At 54.4% G+C, this 18,145-nt stretch carries 19 protein-coding genes; 9 read left to right on the forward strand and 10 right to left on the reverse strand.

All coding sequences use genetic code 11. The annotated features are described in order from the left end of the window. Positions 1 to 3: 3 nt before the first annotated feature. On the reverse strand, positions 4 to 633 hold the full coding sequence (locus tag ACR0DG_RS19530) for a helix-turn-helix domain-containing protein (protein WP_480699980.1): 630 nt from the start codon (positions 631 to 633) through the stop codon (positions 4 to 6). 173 nt (positions 634 to 806) lie between these two features. Here ACR0DG_RS19530 and ACR0DG_RS19535 point away from each other — a divergent pair, with 173 nt between their 5' ends. After that, on the forward strand, positions 807 to 1,778 hold the full coding sequence (locus ACR0DG_RS19535; protein WP_480699979.1) for an AIR synthase related protein: 972 nt from the start codon (positions 807 to 809) through the stop codon (positions 1,776 to 1,778). Here the strand turns inward: ACR0DG_RS19535 and ACR0DG_RS19540 are convergent. Both ACR0DG_RS19540 and ACR0DG_RS19545 read right to left on the reverse strand, forming a co-directional pair. Beyond that, positions 1,775 to 2,323, reverse strand: a complete 549-nt coding sequence (locus ACR0DG_RS19540) for an MSMEG_0567/Sll0786 family nitrogen starvation N-acetyltransferase (protein WP_480699978.1) — start codon at positions 2,321 to 2,323, stop codon at positions 1,775 to 1,777. The genes ACR0DG_RS19535 and ACR0DG_RS19540 overlap by 4 nt on opposite strands. 144 nt (positions 2,324 to 2,467) lie before the next feature. Beyond that, positions 2,468 to 3,109, reverse strand: a complete 642-nt coding sequence (locus ACR0DG_RS19545; RefSeq protein ID WP_480699977.1) for a hypothetical protein — start codon at positions 3,107 to 3,109, stop codon at positions 2,468 to 2,470. Between the two features lie 193 nt (positions 3,110 to 3,302). Here ACR0DG_RS19545 and ACR0DG_RS19550 point away from each other — a divergent pair, with 193 nt between their 5' ends. Genes ACR0DG_RS19550 through ACR0DG_RS19560 form a run of 3 tightly spaced genes read left to right on the forward strand, consistent with a single transcriptional unit; the run spans position 3,303 to position 7,087 of the window. Continuing rightward, on the forward strand, positions 3,303 to 4,310 hold the full coding sequence (locus ACR0DG_RS19550; RefSeq protein ID WP_480699976.1) for a carbamate kinase: 1,008 nt from the start codon (positions 3,303 to 3,305) through the stop codon (positions 4,308 to 4,310). Continuing rightward, positions 4,310 to 5,902 (forward strand): acyl-CoA synthetase FdrA, encoded by a 1,593-nt coding sequence (locus tag ACR0DG_RS19555; protein WP_480699975.1) that lies wholly within the window; start codon positions 4,310 to 4,312, stop codon positions 5,900 to 5,902. The genes ACR0DG_RS19550 and ACR0DG_RS19555 overlap by 1 nt, the downstream gene beginning before the upstream one ends. Positions 5,903 to 5,923: 21 nt before the next feature. Further along, positions 5,924 to 7,087, forward strand: a complete 1,164-nt coding sequence (locus tag ACR0DG_RS19560; RefSeq protein WP_480699974.1) for an MSMEG_0565 family glycosyltransferase — start codon at positions 5,924 to 5,926, stop codon at positions 7,085 to 7,087. 88 nt (positions 7,088 to 7,175) lie between these two features. Here the strand turns inward: ACR0DG_RS19560 and ACR0DG_RS19565 are convergent, their stop codons facing one another. The 7 genes from ACR0DG_RS19565 to ACR0DG_RS19595 all read right to left on the reverse strand — a co-directional run bounded on the left by ACR0DG_RS19565 (position 7,176) and on the right by ACR0DG_RS19595 (position 15,060). Then, on the reverse strand, positions 7,176 to 7,856 hold the full coding sequence (locus ACR0DG_RS19565; protein ID WP_480699973.1) for an energy-coupling factor ABC transporter permease: 681 nt from the start codon (positions 7,854 to 7,856) through the stop codon (positions 7,176 to 7,178). 108 nt (positions 7,857 to 7,964) lie between these two features. Beyond that, a complete protein-coding gene (locus ACR0DG_RS19570; protein ID WP_180888135.1) occupies positions 7,965 to 8,453 on the reverse strand; it encodes an MSMEG_0572/Sll0783 family nitrogen starvation response protein in 489 nt (162 codons plus the stop codon). A gap of 331 nt (positions 8,454 to 8,784) precedes the next feature. Then, positions 8,785 to 10,119 (reverse strand): FAD-dependent oxidoreductase, encoded by a 1,335-nt coding sequence (locus tag ACR0DG_RS19575; protein ID WP_480699972.1) that lies wholly within the window; start codon positions 10,117 to 10,119, stop codon positions 8,785 to 8,787. Positions 10,120 to 10,467: 348 nt separating this feature from the next. Next, positions 10,468 to 11,988 (reverse strand): lyase family protein, encoded by a 1,521-nt coding sequence (locus ACR0DG_RS19580; protein WP_480699971.1) that lies wholly within the window; start codon positions 11,986 to 11,988, stop codon positions 10,468 to 10,470. Positions 11,989 to 12,027: 39 nt separating this feature from the next. Next, entirely contained in the window at positions 12,028 to 13,371 is a 1,344-nt protein-coding gene (locus ACR0DG_RS19585; protein WP_480707288.1) for a class-II fumarase/aspartase family protein, read from the reverse strand. Next, positions 13,356 to 14,273: an XcbA family protein gene (locus tag ACR0DG_RS19590; protein ID WP_480699969.1), complete on the reverse strand. Its 918-nt coding sequence runs from the start codon at positions 14,271 to 14,273 to the stop codon at positions 13,356 to 13,358. The genes ACR0DG_RS19585 and ACR0DG_RS19590 overlap by 16 nt, the downstream gene beginning before the upstream one ends. Next, positions 14,260 to 15,060 (reverse strand): phosphosulfolactate synthase, encoded by an 801-nt coding sequence (locus ACR0DG_RS19595; RefSeq protein ID WP_480699968.1) that lies wholly within the window; start codon positions 15,058 to 15,060, stop codon positions 14,260 to 14,262. Before ACR0DG_RS19595 ends, ACR0DG_RS19590 begins: the two co-directional genes overlap by 14 nt. A gap of 221 nt (positions 15,061 to 15,281) precedes the next feature. On the opposite strand from ACR0DG_RS19595, the gene nthB reads away from it, so the two are divergent. The 5 genes from nthB (at position 15,282) to ACR0DG_RS19620 (ending at position 17,964) form a co-directional block, all read left to right on the forward strand. Beyond that, positions 15,282 to 15,941: a nitrile hydratase subunit beta gene (gene nthB, locus ACR0DG_RS19600; protein WP_480699967.1), complete on the forward strand. Its 660-nt coding sequence runs from the start codon at positions 15,282 to 15,284 to the stop codon at positions 15,939 to 15,941. Then, positions 15,938 to 16,537 (forward strand): nitrile hydratase subunit alpha, encoded by a 600-nt coding sequence (gene nthA, locus ACR0DG_RS19605; RefSeq protein WP_480699966.1) that lies wholly within the window; start codon positions 15,938 to 15,940, stop codon positions 16,535 to 16,537. The genes nthB and nthA overlap by 4 nt, the downstream gene beginning before the upstream one ends. Positions 16,538 to 16,540: 3 nt before the next feature. Next, positions 16,541 to 16,900 (forward strand): nitrile hydratase accessory protein, encoded by a 360-nt coding sequence (locus ACR0DG_RS19610; protein ID WP_480699965.1) that lies wholly within the window; start codon positions 16,541 to 16,543, stop codon positions 16,898 to 16,900. Next, a complete protein-coding gene (locus ACR0DG_RS19615) occupies positions 16,897 to 17,310 on the forward strand; it encodes an OsmC family protein (RefSeq protein ID WP_480699964.1) in 414 nt (137 codons plus the stop codon). The genes ACR0DG_RS19610 and ACR0DG_RS19615 overlap by 4 nt, the downstream gene beginning before the upstream one ends. Positions 17,311 to 17,439: 129 nt before the next feature. Next, positions 17,440 to 17,964, forward strand: a complete 525-nt coding sequence (locus ACR0DG_RS19620) for a DUF1097 domain-containing protein (RefSeq protein ID WP_480699963.1) — start codon at positions 17,440 to 17,442, stop codon at positions 17,962 to 17,964. Positions 17,965 to 18,145: the final 181 nt, after the last annotated feature.

An 18,145-nucleotide genomic window follows, 5' to 3' on the forward strand; every position in this document is an offset into this window, starting at 1 on the left:
GTCCTATTCTCCGCGCAACGCCACCCAGAGCAGCTCGGCAGCTTCCTCGCTAACGTTTTTCCATTTATGCGGAATCTCACCGCTAAAATGCAGGGAGTCGCCCTCTTTCAGGTGATATTCCGTTTTGCCTACCTGGAATTCGACCTCTCCCGACAGAACATGCACCAGCTCTTCACCAGAGTGGCGCAAGAGCTTTCGACCACTATTGGCGTCTGGTTTCATCACTGCAATTGCAGCTGCGGCGCGGAACTGTTGATACGGACCGGTAATACCCTCAAGATTCAACCCCTTATGCGGAGTGAAAACGATCGTACGGTCATCGCTCTTGGTATGCAAAACCGGCTCGGGCAGGTCATCGCCGTCCTCGATAAAGTAATTTACCGAAACACCGAGGGCATTGCTGAGCTTGAGCAAAGTAGTGATAGTCGGCACCATGTCACTGCGTTCGATTTTGTGAATGGCCGGACCGGACACGTCGCTTTTGGCCGAGAGCTGCTGCAAGGACATGCCCTGGTCGCTACGCAAAGCCAGCAACTTTTGCCCCACCCGACTAACAATCTTCTCTACGTCGTCTGTTTTGGCAGCGGGGTGAGCAGGTTGGCCTGTGGCCTGTTTTTTGGTTTGTTTTTGCAACGATATCTCCGAGCCAGACTACCAAATCAATACACGGGGCAGAACACTTCGAATGCCGCGCCGCCCTTAGCAACGCGTCAGTATGGCCGTTCCGCATGTGATCCGCATACTTTGGGCGCCGCTTGACACCCGATAACTATACGTAACACATCCCTTAGCTTCCGAGATACATCATGACACAGGAAATCAAAAGTCTAAACGACCAGCTGGATAGCATTGTCGAGACCGTCCGCGCCTATGCAGGTGTAACCGGGAAAAAGGCCATCAATGGAGCCAGTCGCTTTATAAAACCGAATGATCCGATACACGGTCCGGGAGATGATGGGGCCGTTGTCGACGTCGACGGCAAACACGTAATCGGCTGCGGCGAGGCGATATTGCCCGCTTTTTACAAACTTGATCCCTATGGGGCCGGTATCGCTGCAGTCTTGGCGAATGTGAATGATGTGGCGGCTATGGGAGGTGTTCCAAAAGGGATCGTCAATACAGTCGTTGGCCCAAAAGAAACAACGGATATCGCCTTGAAAGGGCTTCAGGATGCAGCAAAAATGTATGACGTACCTATTATCGGGGGACATCTGACCCAAAACGCGGACACATATGCATTGTCCGCCTTTGCTCTTGGTCATGCGGAAAAGATCCTGTCCATGGCGCATGTTCAGCCTGGGATGGCCTTACTTTTCGTTGGCTGTTTGAACGGAGAGATGAGAGAAGATTTTCCGTTTTTTACCTCGCTGGACACGCAAGGCCCGACGTTAGCGCGCGATGTCAGGTTGCTTGCCAAGGTTGCTGCGTCAGGAGCAGCACTGGCGGCCAAGGATGTTTCAATGGCCGGGTCACTGGGATCGTTGGCGATGTTGCTGGAATATTCGCGCTGCGGAGCGCAACTGGATATGACCAAACATCCGATGCCGGAAGGCGTTGATCCTGCTCGCTGGTTGATTTCTTTCCCCACATACGCATTCTGGCTGGCGACCGAACATGATCACATTGACGAATGTATCGCGTTGTTCGAAGCGCACGATTTGGCCTGCGCCCATGTCGGCGACACGACAGCCAGCCCCGAAATTATCCTGAATCATTCGCACAAAAGCCGGACTTTGATGGATCTCAGCTGTGAAAGTATTACTGGATTATGGGATTAGGGGGCAGCCGCTGAACAAAGAGGGGTCTGCTGATGGCGCGCCAACCATTCAACCGACAGTCCGTCCGGCCGACCAGGCCACTCCAGCGGCGGAGCCTCCGTCAAGTCAAACAGCATCGGCTGATGTGGAATACCGAATGAGATGGTTTGGTCGCCGTCGCAGACCCAGCCCAACCGTTGAAAGAAATTCACGTTGGCAAGCTGAACGTTGGCTTCCATCTCGGACCCACCACATGCGGCGGCCGTTGCAGTGGCGAATCGGACAAGATGCGCACCGACGATCGTGCGATGCCGCTGCAAAACTGCCAAGCGATCCCCCTTCCATCGACCTGATGAATCCACAGGGTAAAGACGCACTGCGCCAGCACATTCTCCTTTTCTGGCGGCTAGCGCGTGAACCACGTTGGGATTGCAATCATGCTCGTCCACATCCGTAAGGGTCAGGACGCCTTGCTCGAGAACAAAAACACGATGTCGGATCGCATAGTGCGCAGCCAGATCATCGCCGCGTTCGGCCGCCCAGACCGGAATACGTTTTGTTTTCATCGCGGTCACTCCCATCTGATCACGCGTAGTGGTCCGGCGATGACAACAGCAAAACCACACTGAGCCGCGTGTGAATCATACCACGATTGCCAAGTTCCGTCTACAATAGTTAACATTCCACAGGTGACTGGCGGGTATCGACACCTAGGCCCATTCTGTACTGATCCTGTGGCGCAAAGCATCACGCGCGACCATCAACTCGGGCGCGGTCGTGTATTCTTCCCAATCCGCAAAACCTGGTTCGGCATCAATCAACTGGCCTGTCTTCGCATCCAAACGAATGACCGACAACGAAAACAAGATGCCGGCACCGGAAGGTTCGGGTTGTGTAATCGTAACGACGGCAAGACCCGAAGCCAGATGCATGTCAGTGCATCCATATGGGTCAAGAAGGCCATGCGCCAAATCCCCGGTTTCGTTCAGGATTACCCATTCTTCTGCGGCTTCTCGCGCCTGTGATATCGCAGACGAGAACTTAGAGGCTTGTTTTTCCTCGGAAATACGTCTTTCCCGCATGGCAAACGCTGCGCCGGAAATCTTGCTATGAGGCAATGAATCCGCAGCAATCCCGGATGCTTGCGTCGCGCGTACATATAGCGATTGAGCCTCAGGCCAGGCGTCGACCAAAGCTTCGGGCGTATCGAGCTCAGCCAGAATATCCGACATTGCGCGAATGGCAGTGACGATTTTCTTGTACTGCTCGGGATCCATGGCCGAGATAGAAAACAACTGACTTTCGCATTCCGCCCAGAATTGACGGGGATGGTTTGTGCCGAGAACTTGCATCGTATTTTCCTTCTAACGATGACCAGAAGAACACCAGTGTGAACTCGGTCAAATCACATTTGCCTTGTATCGGATACGATATGATGTTAATTATCCGACAGTCTAATTCACTTTAATACACTCCGGAGGTGAGCGCCAGCTTTCTGCACGCACCCCAGAGAGTTTTCGAATGAACGAAACGTGGGAGGACGTCGTGAATAAAACAGCGGTCGTAGCGCTGGGGGGCAACGCCCTGACCCAGGAAGGTCAGGACGGAACCCAGGAAGAGCAATATGCCAACGCAATAGCAATGGCCAAATCCGTGCGCTCACTGCTACGGCAGGGCTGGAAAATCATCATCGTGCACGGGAATGGTCCCCAGGTTGGCAATCTGGCAATTCAGCATGAAGAAGGGGCCAAACTTGTTCCGGCGCAACCGCTATTTGCCCTTGGCGCGATGACTCAGGGCGCGTTGGGCAGCCTCATCTCTCTGGCCATGCATGAAATCTGCGGCGGAGAATGCTCGGGCATCGTGTCGGTAGTGACGCATGTGGTCGTGGACCCCGAAGACCCCGCTTTTGAAAATCCAACCAAGCCTATCGGTCCCTTCTTTACTGAAGCAGAATCAAAAGAATTTTCGGCCTCCCGTGGATGGTCAATGGTTCAGGACTCCGGGCGCGGCTACAGACGGGTTGTTCCTTCACCGGAACCCAAGGCGACGTTGGAAGCAAGTGCAATCGCGCAACTGACCGAGGCGGGGAATATCGTTGTTGCCGCAGGTGGCGGCGGCATTCCCGTCATGCAGGATGGCGGCGTCTACAAGGGTGTCGATGCGGTAGTCGATAAGGATTTCGCCGCGGAGCGAATTGCTGATGCCGCAAACGCAGATGCCCTGGTTATGGTGACAGGCGTGCCCACGGTCATGCTGGATTTTGGAAAACCCACCCAGCGGGCTGTAGAAAACATGACTGTTTCCGAGGCGCAACAGCATCTGGAAGACGGTCAGTTCCCTCCCGGAAGCATGGGTCCCAAAATGGAAGCGGCAATGAAGTTTGTAAATGGCGACGGTTCGAACCCAAATCGTCTGGCCGCTATTACAACGCCGGAACTTGTCTACGGTACGCTGGCTGAGACATCAGGCGGTGTGGTCGAAGGTGGGGTCGGAACCTGTATCACGGCGGATGCAATCACTACTGATCGCTCGAACAAGGAAGTTGCTTAATGCCCAGTCTCGCATCTGTTCATCAAAACTCGTACAAAGACAGCGTAAAGCTTCTTGAAGCAACTCGAGCGTTGTTAGGCGCCGAAGGGGTGCAGTGGGGTTGGGCCTTTATGGCAACCCCGGCAAATGTCGAAACGGCTGCGCAGGAAGGTGTCGTCGACGGCCTGGAAAGCGCCGGAGCCAATGATTTGGTTCTCGCCGCAAGGGCCGATGATGATGACGCAGCCAAGGCTGCACTCGAAATAGCTTCGGCTATCCTGTTCGAAGCCGCCACCGCGTCCGATGGAGATGAAGAAAAGATTGCACCGGATCTGGCGTCGGCCGTGAAAGAGCAGGCCGATTCCAATCTGGCTATCGTCTCAGTGCCCGGCGCCTTTGCTACGCTTGAGGCACACAAGGCGCTGAGTGCTGGTTTGAATGTTCTATTGTTCAGCGACAATGTCCCTTTGGAAGACGAGATTGCACTAAAAACCCGCGCGCAAGAGCTTGGCTTGCTGGTCATGGGGCCCGGCGCTGGAACCGCAATGCTTGGCGGCACCGGTCTGGCCTTTGCTAACCGGGTCAACAAAGGGTCTGTAGGTGTCTTGTCCGCAGCGGGCACTGGCGCACAGGAAGTCATGAGCCTGCTGGATCGCTGGGGCATTGGTGTGTCTCACGTGATTGGCCTTGGCGGTCGAGATTTGTCGCCCGAAGTCGGAGGGCTGATGGCCCAATCGGCCATTAAGGCACTGGATGCTGATCCTGACACAAAAACCATATTGTTGGTCTCTAAACCGCCCTCAAAAGATGTGGCCGAGATGCTGGTGAACCTGCCAAAAAAACCTATGGTCGCTGCCTATATTGGCTTGCAGGAAAAAATCCCAGCAGCGTTCCATATCAAGGTCTGCAACACGTTGGAACAAAGTGTGCGCGACACTCTGCCCTTCCATGGCCTGACGCCCCCCGACATCGTGGGCGATCTGCCCGCACGTCTGGACAAAGTCATCGACGATATGGATGCAGAGCGCACCCGGCTTTCTGGTCTCTATAGCGGTGGAACACTGTGTTACGAGGCGATGACAATCGCAACTCAGCGAATTGGTCCGATCCATTCCAACATCCCGTTGGACAAAAGCTGGACACTCGACGCCGCCGGACCTGATGCACATGTCTTTCTTGACCTCGGTGAAGAAGAATACACAGATGGCCGACCACACCCCATGATCGACACCGAAGCCCGGATCGAATTCATGCGCAAACAGATCGGCGATCCAACTTTGGCAGCAGTTCTACTGGATGTTGTTATCGGTGACGGGGCGCATGAAGATCCCGCCAGTGTTCTGGCTCCTGTTGCCGGCGAAATCGTCGCCTCTGGCGTTCCGGTGGTCGTTTATGTGCTGGGAACCGACAGCGATCCGCAACAATTTGACCGACAGCGGGAAACCTTCGAGAAAGCGGGTTGTATTGTCACTGAAACTGCTGCCCGAGCGGCGCTGGCGGCCTGTGCTTTAGTAAAACGAGATTCGTCCATCGTTTCAGAAGACTTGGCCACCCCTCTTCAAACCACCAAAACCGATCACCCGGCCTTTGCCAACCTGGGTGCCTCGGGGTAATCTGAACATATACGGTGAAATATGACTGAGATCCTTCCTCGCGTCGCTCTTACGACCTATTCGATCAAGCCCCGCGGCGGCGTCGTTCATACTTTGGAGCTAGCAGAAGCTCTTCAAGACGCGGGGGTAAACGTTACAGTCATCGCAATGGGAGAACCCGACGCGGGGTTCTTTCGCGATCTAGCCGTTCCCTACGAGATCGTACCGACACCTGACTGGCGCGACTCGCTTGAAGATAGGGTATTCAGTTGGATCGACGCTATGGAAGCCGGCCTTAAAGCAATGGGTGATCGCTTTGATATCGTCCATAGTCAGGATTGTATCTCGGCGCGCGCGGCGGCTCGGGTGCGTGATGCAGGAGCGGCATTCAAACTGATCCGTACCGTACATCACGTTGACGACTTCACAACAGAAGCACTAATCAACTGTCAAAAACAAGCTATCCTGGAACCGGATGAGGTTCTTGTGGTCAGTAGGCTCTGGCAGGATATTCTGCGCAAAGACTACAGTGTCGACGCCAAAATCGTGACCAACGGCGTCCGTGCCGAGCGATTTGCACAGCAAATCACTGCCGATCGCCGCTCGGATCTGAGATCCCGGGCCGGGCTGGTCAATGGCTCATCTGATCGGTTTATGTATCTGACGGTCGGTGGGATCGAACCACGCAAAGGAAGCCGTCATCTGATTGATGCTCTAGCCAAATTGAAATCGGAACGCGACGACGCGCCAGCATTGGCCGTGATCGGCGGGCATTCCTTTCAGGATTATCGCGAGTACCGCGAAGATGTTCTGGGTTCACTGCCCGATCTGGGCCTCGAGCTTGGAAAAGACGTTGTTTTGCTTGGTACGATTGATGACGAAGAATTCCCTCAATGGTTTTCAGCCGCAGACGGGTTTGTATTTCCGTCAGTGAACGAAGGCTGGGGCCTGGTCATCCTCGAAGCCGCCAGCGCCTCGTTACCAGTTGTTGCCTCTGACATTGACGTTTTCCACGAGTTTCTCGACCATGATCAGAACGCTATTCTGACACGGGCCGAGGACGCCGTCTCACTGGCGTCGGGTATGGCCCGTTTGCTGGATGAGCCTGACACTGTGAATCGTCTGACAACCAATGGCCCTGAACTTGCCGCGCGCTATAGCTGGTCGAATACTGCCCGTCAGCATATCTCAGTCTATACCAACTGAGTAGCATGCCCCCATACATAGAAAGAGGCCTGCCGATCACTCGGCAGGCCTTCTAACGTTCTGATACAGGTCGGAAGAGAAAAGAACGTCAGATTGACTTTTGATACAGCCGTTCCGCCACTAGCCCCGAGCCTTCTAGGCCCCGCATCGCTTTGGCGGCACCCAAGACCGCAAGGTCGATTAGCGGCTCAATCAGAATAACAAGCAAATAGCTGGCTCCAAATGCGCCAACGGCAGCAAGGTTAGCAGTCCCAAAGCCCTGCCCGAACAAAGCCCAAAAAGCGACCCAGGTTACGACACCTCCCTGATAAGCCGTCGACAGCGCAAGCGCCTGCTTATAAGTCAGATCGACATAGGCCGTGTCAGGTGCAATGATACGTTTGGCCAGGGCGGATACAGCGAATAACGGCACAAGCAGACTTGTGACATTCACGAAGTACTGCGGCAAATCGGCCGGCGCGAACATCATACCTTGAACCAGTAATCCCAACGCCAGCCCAACCGCAGCTGGCCCCGGACCAAGAATTAGGAACAAGGTTGATCCCAGAATGAAATGCACTTCGGATACGCCGACAGGATATTTTGGAAATACTTCAAAGAAAACAAAGACAGCCACTACGGCTAGCGCCGATCGTGTAACAAGACTGATCACACCTGTATCGCGCATGGCATCTGCGCAAAGCTTCAACGAATAAACCGCCGCACCGGCAGCTGTCGCATATGAAAGCGCCAGTTTCGCACCAACCACGACTCCGGGTTCAATGTGCATAGTCAAACCTCCGATGTTTGATAATTGGCCGACAAACCATACGGGTCGGCAAGGTTGAGGCACCCGGCCATAGCCGTTGCCTCAACTGTTAAACAAGTTCGACCAGGATCAAAGTGTCCAGGTCGAGAACACAAGCGCGCGCTCGCGGTAGGCCTGGATGTTGGCATCCAGAACGTCCAGCGGGTTGAACGCCTTGACGCCGGGGATCAGATCATCTTCGCGCATCCCATAAAGCGCGCCCATCGCAAAACGGCAGGCATAAACTGTAGCCCCTTCGTCGATCAGGGTCTTGAGCTGGCGATTATAACCCAGGTTGCCGGGGAAACCTTCGTTACCGACAGCGGGATAACCCCGCGCGGCAGATGCCATCAGAACCCCAGGCCCATACAGGATGAAAGTCAGGTCAAATCCCTTACGCTGCAGCCGTGTGGCCGTCAACATATTCACCAGACCGACCGATCCTTCAAACGGGACGGTGTGCATGAATACATAGGCTTTGTCGCCCTCGTTGGCTTTGTGGTCAGGAAAAATCTTTTCCTCGACATCGAAAAGAATATCACCTTCCTTGGGCGGGTCGATTTTAACAGTTTGAGGCATTTCAACTCCCTTGTTGCAGTAGTGTTTACTTTGAGTGTTCCAAGAGGCTGTACCCCCTGTCGAACCTGATGGACCCTATTGTCTGGATCGAAAATTTTTGCGCGGCCAATGCTTTTTGTGGCTACCGGGGATCACGTCCATGAACCATTTTTTCATGCCCCATGGCATTGCGTGATAGATCGGTATGACTAGCTGCCGCCAGAACCTGTCTTTCATCCCGCGCGGCTTGTTGGGCGGATTTGTTCCTGTACGGTGGGCCATTTTGTCCTGCGCTTCACGCAGGAGATAATGTTCAGAGTTCTCTCTGAGCCATTGAGAAAACGTCATCGCTTCAGACCTTCCCATCAAGCTTCATAACTGCATCTGCAGCGGCCATCTGGATTGGTTCGTTCAGCGCCCCAATAGCCGGAGAATAGACATTCTCCATAGTAGCAAGCGCATCGATCGTCAGACCGGCTCGAGACGCCACCCCGAGGAAATCCGCGCGTTCCTTGACCCCTTCACCACCAACCATTTGCGCCCCCAGAAGGCCGCGCGTCTTTGGATCAACCAAGAGCTTTACAGTGATCGGGCGCACTCCGGGATAGTATCGCGCACGGGTGATGCCGGTGGTTTTGCCGCAGACATACTCCATACCAACCGCAGTGGCCGTGGTTTCGCCAAATGAAAACCCGCCAATCATCCATTCACCGGCCAACATGCCCCAAGGAACATGCACCGGTTGATAAATCCGTTCGCCTCCTGCGGCATTCACACCAGCGACTTTGCCTTGCGCATAGGCATGGCTGCCGGTCAGGCCCTGCAGCGGCAGGTTGGTGACACCATGAACAATCTCGGCGCAGTCACCGGCGGCATAGATATTGGGATCCGAGGTCTGACCCCTTGAATCGATAACTATCCCTCCCGTGCTACCGATCTGTAGGCCCGCCGCAGTAGCCAGATCGTTGTTCGGGATCTTCGGCGTTCCGAGAATAACGATATCTGCCTGCACATCTCCAAAAGTCGTTTCGACGTGAGATACGGTTTTGTCGCCCCGGATTGCAGTGACACGTTCACCCCAGCGCATATCGACGCCAGCCTCTTCCCAATCCTTGCGAACCGGTTCGATGATATCGGGGTCCACCACGTCAGCCATGGGCCAGGGGCTTGGGTCCACCAGCGTTGTCTTGATGCCCCGATGCACCATGGCCGAGACCATTTCAACCGCGATGGCGCCGCATTCCACAACCACTGCGGTTTTTACATTATCTAGGAACTTGTCCCAGTTCATCGCGCTGCGGATATTCTTGACGCGGTAAATCCCATCCAGATCCTGTCCTGGAATATCTAGCTCTTTATACCGCCAGCCCGAACATAGAACCAGCTTGTCATATCGGATATCGCCTTCGCCAGCCACGTTGATGCGCTTGTTGACTCGGTCAATAGAATTCACCGTAGTCTCGTAGTGAACGTCTATCCCCTGCTCTTTGTACTGTTCCTTGGTTGCCAGAAACAGGCGATCAAATGAGTCGATTTCTTTGCCGTGAACGAACGGAATTCCACAAGGGCTATAGGCCACATCCTCGAACTGGGTGTAGACGGTGATTTCTGCCTTCGGGTCTGTGCCCATCGCTGCTCCGGCTGCACCTAGGCCACCCGGCCCTCCTCCGATCATCACAATTTTCACGGACATCTCCCTCATCGAACGATTTACCATCAGGCATTTATATTTCGTATCGTAGAAATGCATAAACTATCCGTCAAGCTTTCTGTTTACTTTCCTTTCTGGCAAGGCTGAGGCGAACTTCGCAACGCGCCACTCCAACGCTACCGGCCTAGTAGGGTTAAAAAAGTGATCATGTGGGAGATTGCATCGAAAAAAGTGCAGTATTTTATATTTAAAAACAAATTCTTAGATTGATTTGGCTCCGAAAGACATCATAAATCCAAGTGGGAGCCCAGCACTGAGGACGTGCGAGGCAACCTTGTTTCGCCATCATTATCACGTTTCGATCATGACTTTCGAACAGGTATATTATTTACCATCGTTAACAATCTCAATTGCCTTCTTCAACAGTGCCTCTTCTGCATCCGAGAATCGTTTCAACGCTTCCTCTGCGCTACGGTTCAGCTTTTTCGCCGCGTCCCGGTTTTCTTCTGCCATCTGCAGGACAACCTCGGGCGCGGCACCGCCCGGAGCCGTTCGCGTGGCGACAATATTGCGCGGATCTAATGCCTGTTTCAGCGTGTCGGCATCAGGTTTTAACGAAATCCCAGCAACCTTCTGCGCGGCATCCTCTATGATTTCGGGCGTGACATCCACACCTCGTAGCCCGGCTCGACTAGCCGTTCGAACGGCTTCACCAACAATATTATAGGCCATTCTATAATCCAGTTTATGCGTCAGCATGATGTGCTCCGCCAGATCCGTCGCCTGACAGAAACTGTTCTCAAGCAACGCCCACATGCGATCCTTGTTGACGGTCAAGGTCCCGACAACGCCCGTCATCAGTTCACTGATCCGGGCCGAGAAGTCTAGCGCACGAGGCACTTCGCCATAGGCAAATATCAAGTTGTCGCTGCGTGCCGAAGGGCTTTTTACGACCGCAAGAAACCCGCTGAGACGCCCAATTAGAACGCCTCCTCCACCCCGTACGATGGAAAGAGAATAGGGGTTACGCTTTTGCGGCATCAGAACTGAAGATCGGGTGTAGGGCCCCGCCAGATCCACATAGTCGAATTCCTGACTGGACCAAATCTCGAGATCTTCAGCCAGCTTGGATTGGTTGGACAGGGCACTAACGGCTGAAGACAGGACATCAATAAACGTATCCGTCTGCCACATGGCATCCCGCGTGTGATCGATCACCCCATCAAAGCCCATCAGATCTGCAATATAGGTTCGATCATCCAGCAGTTGCGTGCCGTTCACACAACCCGCGCCGCCAGGGCTTTGGTTGATCTGAAACAGGCAGGTCAGCATCCGCTCAGCATCCCGCAATGCCGGAGGGACGAAGGCCAGCAAATAGTGACCAAAGGTCGAAGGTTGCGCTTGCTGCAGATAAGTTTGATCCGCCATCAGAACATCGCGGTGATCCCGCGCAAAACTGGCTGTTGTTTCGGCAAATGAACTGACCGCGCGGATCAGTTCCGCGGTCAGGCGCCGCATCTCGACCCGCAGAGCAACACGTGCGGCCTCGCGTCTGGGGCGGCCTGCATGAAGCCAGCCCGCAGCATCGCCAATCCTTGATACAAAATGCCGCTCGCGCGAGTTATACGGTTCCCCGTAAGCAGCGTTGTAAGGGAAATCTTCGACGGGGGTTTCGTGCGCCTCAAGCAAGACCCGTAGAAGTTTCCGGGCAGCATCGTCCGGAATAATCTGACGATGCATCAGATCCATCACATGCCCCAGATCCGCAATATTCAGCCCGTGGTGCAAAATGGGAGCATCAGCGATTTCCCATGCAAACCCTGCGTCGATCAACTCTTGTGCCGGGCCGGAGGCGGACGGGCCCGCCAGACGTTGCGATCCCGATCTTACATCTGCGATGGTCATAGGGGCTCCTATATTTTTTTGATATGCGTCGTACCCTTGTCAGAACGCGACTTCGCTCTCGGTCTTCCGTCGACTGTTCGCCCGCGCAATAACGCGGTCCACCATCTGGGCCGAAGCTCCGATATCTACCTGCGAGCCGGTATCAGGCTCAAATCCTTCAACCAGTTCAGACAGCGCTTCGGGTATGGTCACACCCTCTTCGCGCACCTTGCGATAGGCGTTTTGCAGCACGGCCTGCGCATTGTGTTTACCCAGCTTTTCAGACAGGGATGTCAAAACACCTTCCGAAGCGGATTCGACCGGCAAATTGCGGCGCATCGCGTCGACGTTCACTTCCAGTCCTTCAACCAAATCCCGCGCCATCGCCGCTGCTGCAAGGCTGTAGTGACAGAGTTCGGGGAAAACTGCCCACTCAACTTTCCAAGAACGGGCATCGCGCTCGTTTTCCTGCAGCATGGTTTCTGTCATTATACCAACATTAGCTCGCACGAGTTTTGACAGCGCCACGATCTGTTCGCTGGATTCCGGGTTGCGCTTGTGCGGCATCGTAATACTGCCAACTGTATTCGGGTTAGTTCTTTCGGCCAGCTCACCGATTTCTTTGCGCTGCAGAGTGAATGCTTCATTAGCAATTCTCGCCAAAGTCGCCGTTATCATGGCCAGAAGCTGCGCAAACTCGCAAAATCGGTCCCGGGCGTTTATCCAGCTGATATCCGGCTCGCCGAGATTCAGTTCATCGCAAAATTGCGCCCTCAACGGCATCGCCCTGTCCCGGAAGAACCCCAGTGAACCGACTGCACCACCCAGCTGGCCGACGAACAGACGGCTACCGGCTTGCTGCAACCGCTGCAAGTGGCGACCGACTTCATCCGCCCAGACAGCCGCCTTCAACCCGAAGGATATAGGAGATCCGGGTTGCCCATGTGTACGTCCAACCATTGGTGTCGCGCGATGCAGTTCGGCAAGCGTTAACAAGAGACCTTCGGTGATCCACAAATCGCGCCAAATCAAGCGAGCAACAGCCTGCATCTCAAGAACCTGCGAGGTATCGGTTATGTCCTGAACCGTGGTGCCAAAGTACACGTATTCACGCACATCCTCGGGCAAATGATCGCGTAGGACGTGGATCATTCCCAATGTTGAATGCGAGGTTGCCCGTGTCTGTTGAGCGATATCGGAAATTGGCAAGTCGGTCTGGGCCAGACTCTCGATCGCCGGCAAAGTTTGGGAGGGGATAATTCCGCATTCGGCTTGCGCGCGCGCCAATGCAATAATTACCCGCACCCATCGACGAACACGGGCTGGTTCGTTAAAAATTTCCCGCCCCTCAGCCGTTGCCCACTGGTGTCCGAAAATTTCGGAATCAATCATATGTGCGACCATACTACCCCCGTCTGTTCAATGATCAATTCAATCGCGTCACGGACTTCATCCAGCGATGCACCCCAAGGCACAAATACGGCGTCCGAACGATCCTCGATCCCTTCCTGCAACAAGCAGCATCGCGTCAGAACTGGTCCCCCAGCATGCGACAATTGCGGCAGGAACTTTCTTGGGCAGGTATCCACCAGATCAGGCGGTTTGTGATAAAACCAATTGTGTATCTGATCTGATCTCTCACACCCCAACAACACCCAATCCTTCTCGTCGGGACGTTCATCCAAGTAGGATACGGACGCATTGGCCACGTCGACACCTGATCCCCGGCACGGCACAAGAAGCTCCTGCGGTACTGGGCTTCTTTCATCGGACAGAACGTCCCGGCTGTCGGTCAGAACCGGAACCACTACGATCGGAGGCAACGTCTCAGCCCCGTCCAGCACCCGCGTCACCTGGTCCACAAGTTTGGATGGAAATGGCGGCACGATATCCAGAACATGCAACCGGATCGGGTCGGGATTCAGGATGAAACTAACATGAGAATAGCGACCCTCGATCACGACACATTTATGTTCAGGGTGCCGGTCAGCTACAGTGGCCAGGTGAGACGGAATGCCCGCATCTGCCCACTCATCGAGGACATACAAACAGTCTTGGGGTGCAGCCAACACACGTACGGCAGTGATTGGGGAGAACAAATCTGTGTCATTCTCACGATCCACCTCGAGCAAAGTGGTCTTTTGCCCCTTTCTGGCAACGATGAAACGTGTGCGCATATAGGCTTCACGACCTGTAAAATGGGTGATCAGCCAGTCCGGATCAAGACTGTTCAAATCCGTCGAAAGCGCAACCTGCCTATAGCGGTTCGGAACAATATTGCGGGCCGAAGCATCAAAGTCGAACATCCGCGTCAGCCTTTTTAGCCTCCTGAGTCCGCATGGTGTCCGCGCGCAGACCCAATCGCAGCGTCTCTAGCCCAAGGACTTCATCCAGTTGAATATTGCCAAGGTTCACCTCGGAGCCAAAATGCTTGATCAACAACACTTGCTGATCCCTGCGCGGAGCCTCAAAGATCATCTTCTCAGCATATTCACTGCGCATCAGAGCTTCGATCAGGGTGCAGCGGGCGCTGCCGTCAGATTGATAAAGACCCACCGTACCACTCTCACGGCCTTCGGCAACGATCCAAGTGGCACCTGCGGCCAGATCACCCTCGATTTCAGAAATCCAATCTTCGGCTTTGGCAGTTTTGCTCGGGTCTTTACTGCCAACTTCGGCCAAGACCTCAAAACCAGTGTCACGAGCACGGCCTATCAACGCCTGTTTTTCGTCCGCAGGTATTTCAGACGCACCATCCGAGATTTCGACGCAATCAAACCCAACCTCCGCCGCAAATCTCAGCATCGGGCCAACCTGATCTTGAAGGCGCGAGATCTCCATCAGTGTACCACCCGTACAGGTTTTGATCCCCGCTTCACGCAGCTCTGCCACCTTGGTGCGCACATTCGGATCAATATACGAGATACCCCAGCCAAACTTCCAGATATCAATCAATCCCGCCGACTGCTGAATGACATCCCGCGTGTGTGAGACCGTGCAACCTTTGTCCAGAACATGCGTCAGACCAGCCAATCTCGGCTTGGGGCTGCGGGGCGCCACATCGAGAAAACGCGGGCTGGGGTCTGCAAGCATGCCTGAAATCCTCATTTACTATGCTGAATTTACCATACGGTGTTGGCGTTACGGATACGAGTTATATTATTTCTTATAATTAATTTGGTCAATCTTTTTGTTAGCAGCCTATCTGGGCCGATAGGTATTTCAAATATTTCTCGAAAGTAATGAGCATATCGTATAGTTGACACATTACACCTACTTCCCGTACCGTTTCGGACAAACAAGGGAGACGATTCATGGATGGAATACATGACATGGGGGGAACCCAGGGCTGGGGAAGTGTCGAAATCGACCCAGATGAACCGGTGTTCGAAGAAGACTGGGAAGCGCGCGCATTTGCCTTGAGCCTGGCCTCGATGGGCGTGTCGGGAACCAATCTTGACGCGTTTCGTCATGGGCTGGAACGTCTGCATCCTGTCGATTACCTGTCCGAAGGATACTATGGTCGCTGGATCAGCACAGCCGAGTTGCTGTGCGTCGATAGTGGCATTCTTGCACCAGGAGCGGTTGCCGCACGGGCTCGGGTCATGCAAGGCGAAAAAATTGACGAGCCCGCAGATGTCGAAACAAGAAAACCCCAATATGAAAGGGGTGGTGCGGGATCTTTGCGCCAAATTGAAGATGCCCCGAAATTCGAGGCTGGACAGACGATTCGCGCCTCATCACAGCGCAAATCGGGCCATACCCGGCTGCCGGCCTATATCCGAGGCCGCACTGGCACCGTGATTGCGCGCCGCCCTGCCGCGGTGTTGCCGGACAGCACTGCGCATTTCACCGGCGAAGACCCGCAACATGTCTATACGGTCGAATTCGACTCCGCCGAACTCTGGGGCGAAGACGCCGAAAAGTCCAAAATCCGCATTGACCTGTTTGAAAGCTACATGGAGGCCGCATGACCGAGCTCCCTCATTCCGAAGACTACCCGTCGCCACAAATCCGCGTCGAAGCACTCGAGGCTTTGCTCGTTGAACGGGGCCTTGTTGATCCAAACGTATTGGACGGATTCATCAACCGCTACGTCAACGATGTCGGCCCGATGAACGGCGCCAAAGTGGTGGCAAAAGCCTGGGTCGACGATGACTATAGGAAACGTTTGCTGGCCGACGGCACCGAAGCCTGCAAGGAACTTGGCTTTGGCGGGCCACAAGGTGAACATATCGTCGTGGTTGAGAATACCCCCCAAATGCACAACATGGTCGTTTGCACTTTGTGCTCTTGCTATCCGTGGCCGCTGCTTGGGTTGCCCCCGAACTGGTACAAGGATCCAGCTTATCGTTCACGCTCGGTCCGTGAACCGCGCAAGTTGCTCAAAGAGATGGGGCTGGACCTACCAGAAAGCGTAGACATCACGGTCTGGGATTCAAGTGCCGAGAACCGCTATTTCATTCTGCCCATGCGCCCGGAAGGAACCGAAGACCTGTCCGAGGATGAACTGGCCAAGCTGGTTTCACGTGATGCCATGGTGGGTGTAGCACAGGTTGGGGCGGGCTAAGCCATGAGCATGATAGATAATCTGGGCCCCGATTCCCAAACGCCCCTGCCCCGTTCGAACGGCGAATTGGTCTTTGAAGAACCCTGGGAAAGCCGCGCCTTTGGCATGGCTGCGGCATTGGCTGATCAGGGTGTTTTCAACTGGACCGATTTTCAGCACGGGCTGATCGCAGCAATTGCAGAATACGAAAAGGACCGCGACAGCATCGAAACACCGTATCGCTACTATGAACGTTGGTTCGCGGCACTGGAATCTCTGGTCGTCAATAACGGTTTGTTGTCGAAACAGGATATCGACGCTTTGACCGAAGATTTCTGCAAACGTCCACATGGTCATGACCATGATCATGAGCATACGCATTGAGCGGCCAGAAAACAGTTGAAAGCATATGGCGCGCGGGCCTTTGCTGTGACGTTGATATGGGTGGGTTCTCGGTTACGGTCGATGAACCAGCCTCGGTTGGCGGCACAGACCTTGGCCCCGAGCCGACATCGGTTTTGCTTGCTTCTGTGGCGTCCTGTTTCACAGTCGCAATCGCCTTTTGTGCCCGCAAACGATCTGTCGAACTGACAGAACTCAGGGTTTCGGTCACAGGTGTCTACGACGGACCCAAATACGCATCCATCACAATATCCAGCCAACTGGGCTGTGATCCATCGCAAATCGACGGCATCATCCGGGCTGCCGAGCGGGTTTGCTATGTTACCAATACGCTCAAATCCGCCCCGGACATTCACATCAAGTCAACACCCATCGCGCCTGGCGCAGCGTGATCCGGCCACAGTCAGCGCCATGATCCGCCCTCGTATGGGCGGGCCTGCAAACAATCACAAAAAGCAGAACCAATCTGCACGCCATTCAGTGGCCTGATGCCACTGTACCAACAGTATAGGAGACTGATTGTGAAAAGTTTGAATGCGCTAGCCATTAGCATCCCTGTTACCGGGGCCGTAGCAACCTATCTCGCGCTGGGTCCGCTCAGCGGGTTTTTCCTGATCTGGGCCGCGTTTGCCGTTTGGGGAGGCTTCTTCGCGTTCGGCGCGGATGGGGCTGCCTTCAAGAACATCGTTGTCTGCGGTATTTTCGGTTGCGCCATCGCATGGGTGTCGACACTGATCATATTGAATGTTCCGCTTGCAGACGCGCTTGGATTACCGCTTTGGGCCGCTATTGTGGTCAATCTGGGGGTCGCTGTTGCTGTGCTGGCCGCTAAGACCGACCTGTTTTCGGCCATTCCCTGCACCGTGTTCGGGATCGCCAGCTCCTACGCTTACCTGCTGCAGACACCCGATGTCATGAGCACCGCAGTGCTGACCTCGGCCAGTCTGGAAAACCAGATCATCCTGATGCCGCTGTCGATCATCGCCGGGGCAATTTGCGGCATGATTTCAGGGACATGGGGATCGGCTATGACCAACGAAGCGTAAGGGCTTGCCGGATGATGTCTGTTCATACCCGCCAGATCCCGCAGGACTGAACATGGCATCCGCTTTGGGTCCGGGCAATCCACCCGCTCGGGCCCGAAGCTCTGGTACGACCGCAGCGTCCATCAGAGTCAGACGTTGACGAATATAGTTTGACACAATCACTATAGGTAATTTACTATTT

It is taken from the genome of Ruegeria sp. BG8, assembly GCF_056538325.1.

What these genes read in the sequence shown, in the direction of transcription:
- ACR0DG_RS19570 (WP_180888135.1), bottom strand. Translation starts at nt 8,453, where the DNA reads ATGCCTCAAACTGTTAAAATCGACCCGCCCAAGGAAGGTGATATTCTT.
- ACR0DG_RS19535 (WP_480699979.1), top strand. Translation starts at nt 807, where the DNA reads ATGACACAGGAAATCAAAAGTCTAAACGACCAGCTGGATAGCATTGTC.
- ACR0DG_RS19555 (WP_480699975.1), top strand. Translation starts at nt 4,310, where the DNA reads ATGCCCAGTCTCGCATCTGTTCATCAAAACTCGTACAAAGACAGCGTA.
- ACR0DG_RS19585 (WP_480707288.1), bottom strand. Translation starts at nt 13,371, where the DNA reads ATGGTCGCACATATGATTGATTCCGAAATTTTCGGACACCAGTGGGCA.
- nthA (WP_480699966.1), top strand. Translation starts at nt 15,938, where the DNA reads ATGACCGAGCTCCCTCATTCCGAAGACTACCCGTCGCCACAAATCCGC.
- ACR0DG_RS19565 (WP_480699973.1), bottom strand. Translation starts at nt 7,856, where the DNA reads ATGCACATTGAACCCGGAGTCGTGGTTGGTGCGAAACTGGCGCTTTCA.
- ACR0DG_RS19595 (WP_480699968.1), bottom strand. Translation starts at nt 15,060, where the DNA reads ATGCTTGCAGACCCCAGCCCGCGTTTTCTCGATGTGGCGCCCCGCAGC.
- ACR0DG_RS19560 (WP_480699974.1), top strand. Translation starts at nt 5,924, where the DNA reads ATGACTGAGATCCTTCCTCGCGTCGCTCTTACGACCTATTCGATCAAG.
- ACR0DG_RS19610 (WP_480699965.1), top strand. Translation starts at nt 16,541, where the DNA reads ATGAGCATGATAGATAATCTGGGCCCCGATTCCCAAACGCCCCTGCCC.
- ACR0DG_RS19540 (WP_480699978.1), bottom strand. Translation starts at nt 2,323, where the DNA reads ATGAAAACAAAACGTATTCCGGTCTGGGCGGCCGAACGCGGCGATGAT.
- nthB (WP_480699967.1), top strand. Translation starts at nt 15,282, where the DNA reads ATGGATGGAATACATGACATGGGGGGAACCCAGGGCTGGGGAAGTGTC.
- ACR0DG_RS19545 (WP_480699977.1), bottom strand. Translation starts at nt 3,109, where the DNA reads ATGCAAGTTCTCGGCACAAACCATCCCCGTCAATTCTGGGCGGAATGC.
- ACR0DG_RS19580 (WP_480699971.1), bottom strand. Translation starts at nt 11,988, where the DNA reads ATGACCATCGCAGATGTAAGATCGGGATCGCAACGTCTGGCGGGCCCG.
- ACR0DG_RS19590 (WP_480699969.1), bottom strand. Translation starts at nt 14,273, where the DNA reads ATGTTCGACTTTGATGCTTCGGCCCGCAATATTGTTCCGAACCGCTAT.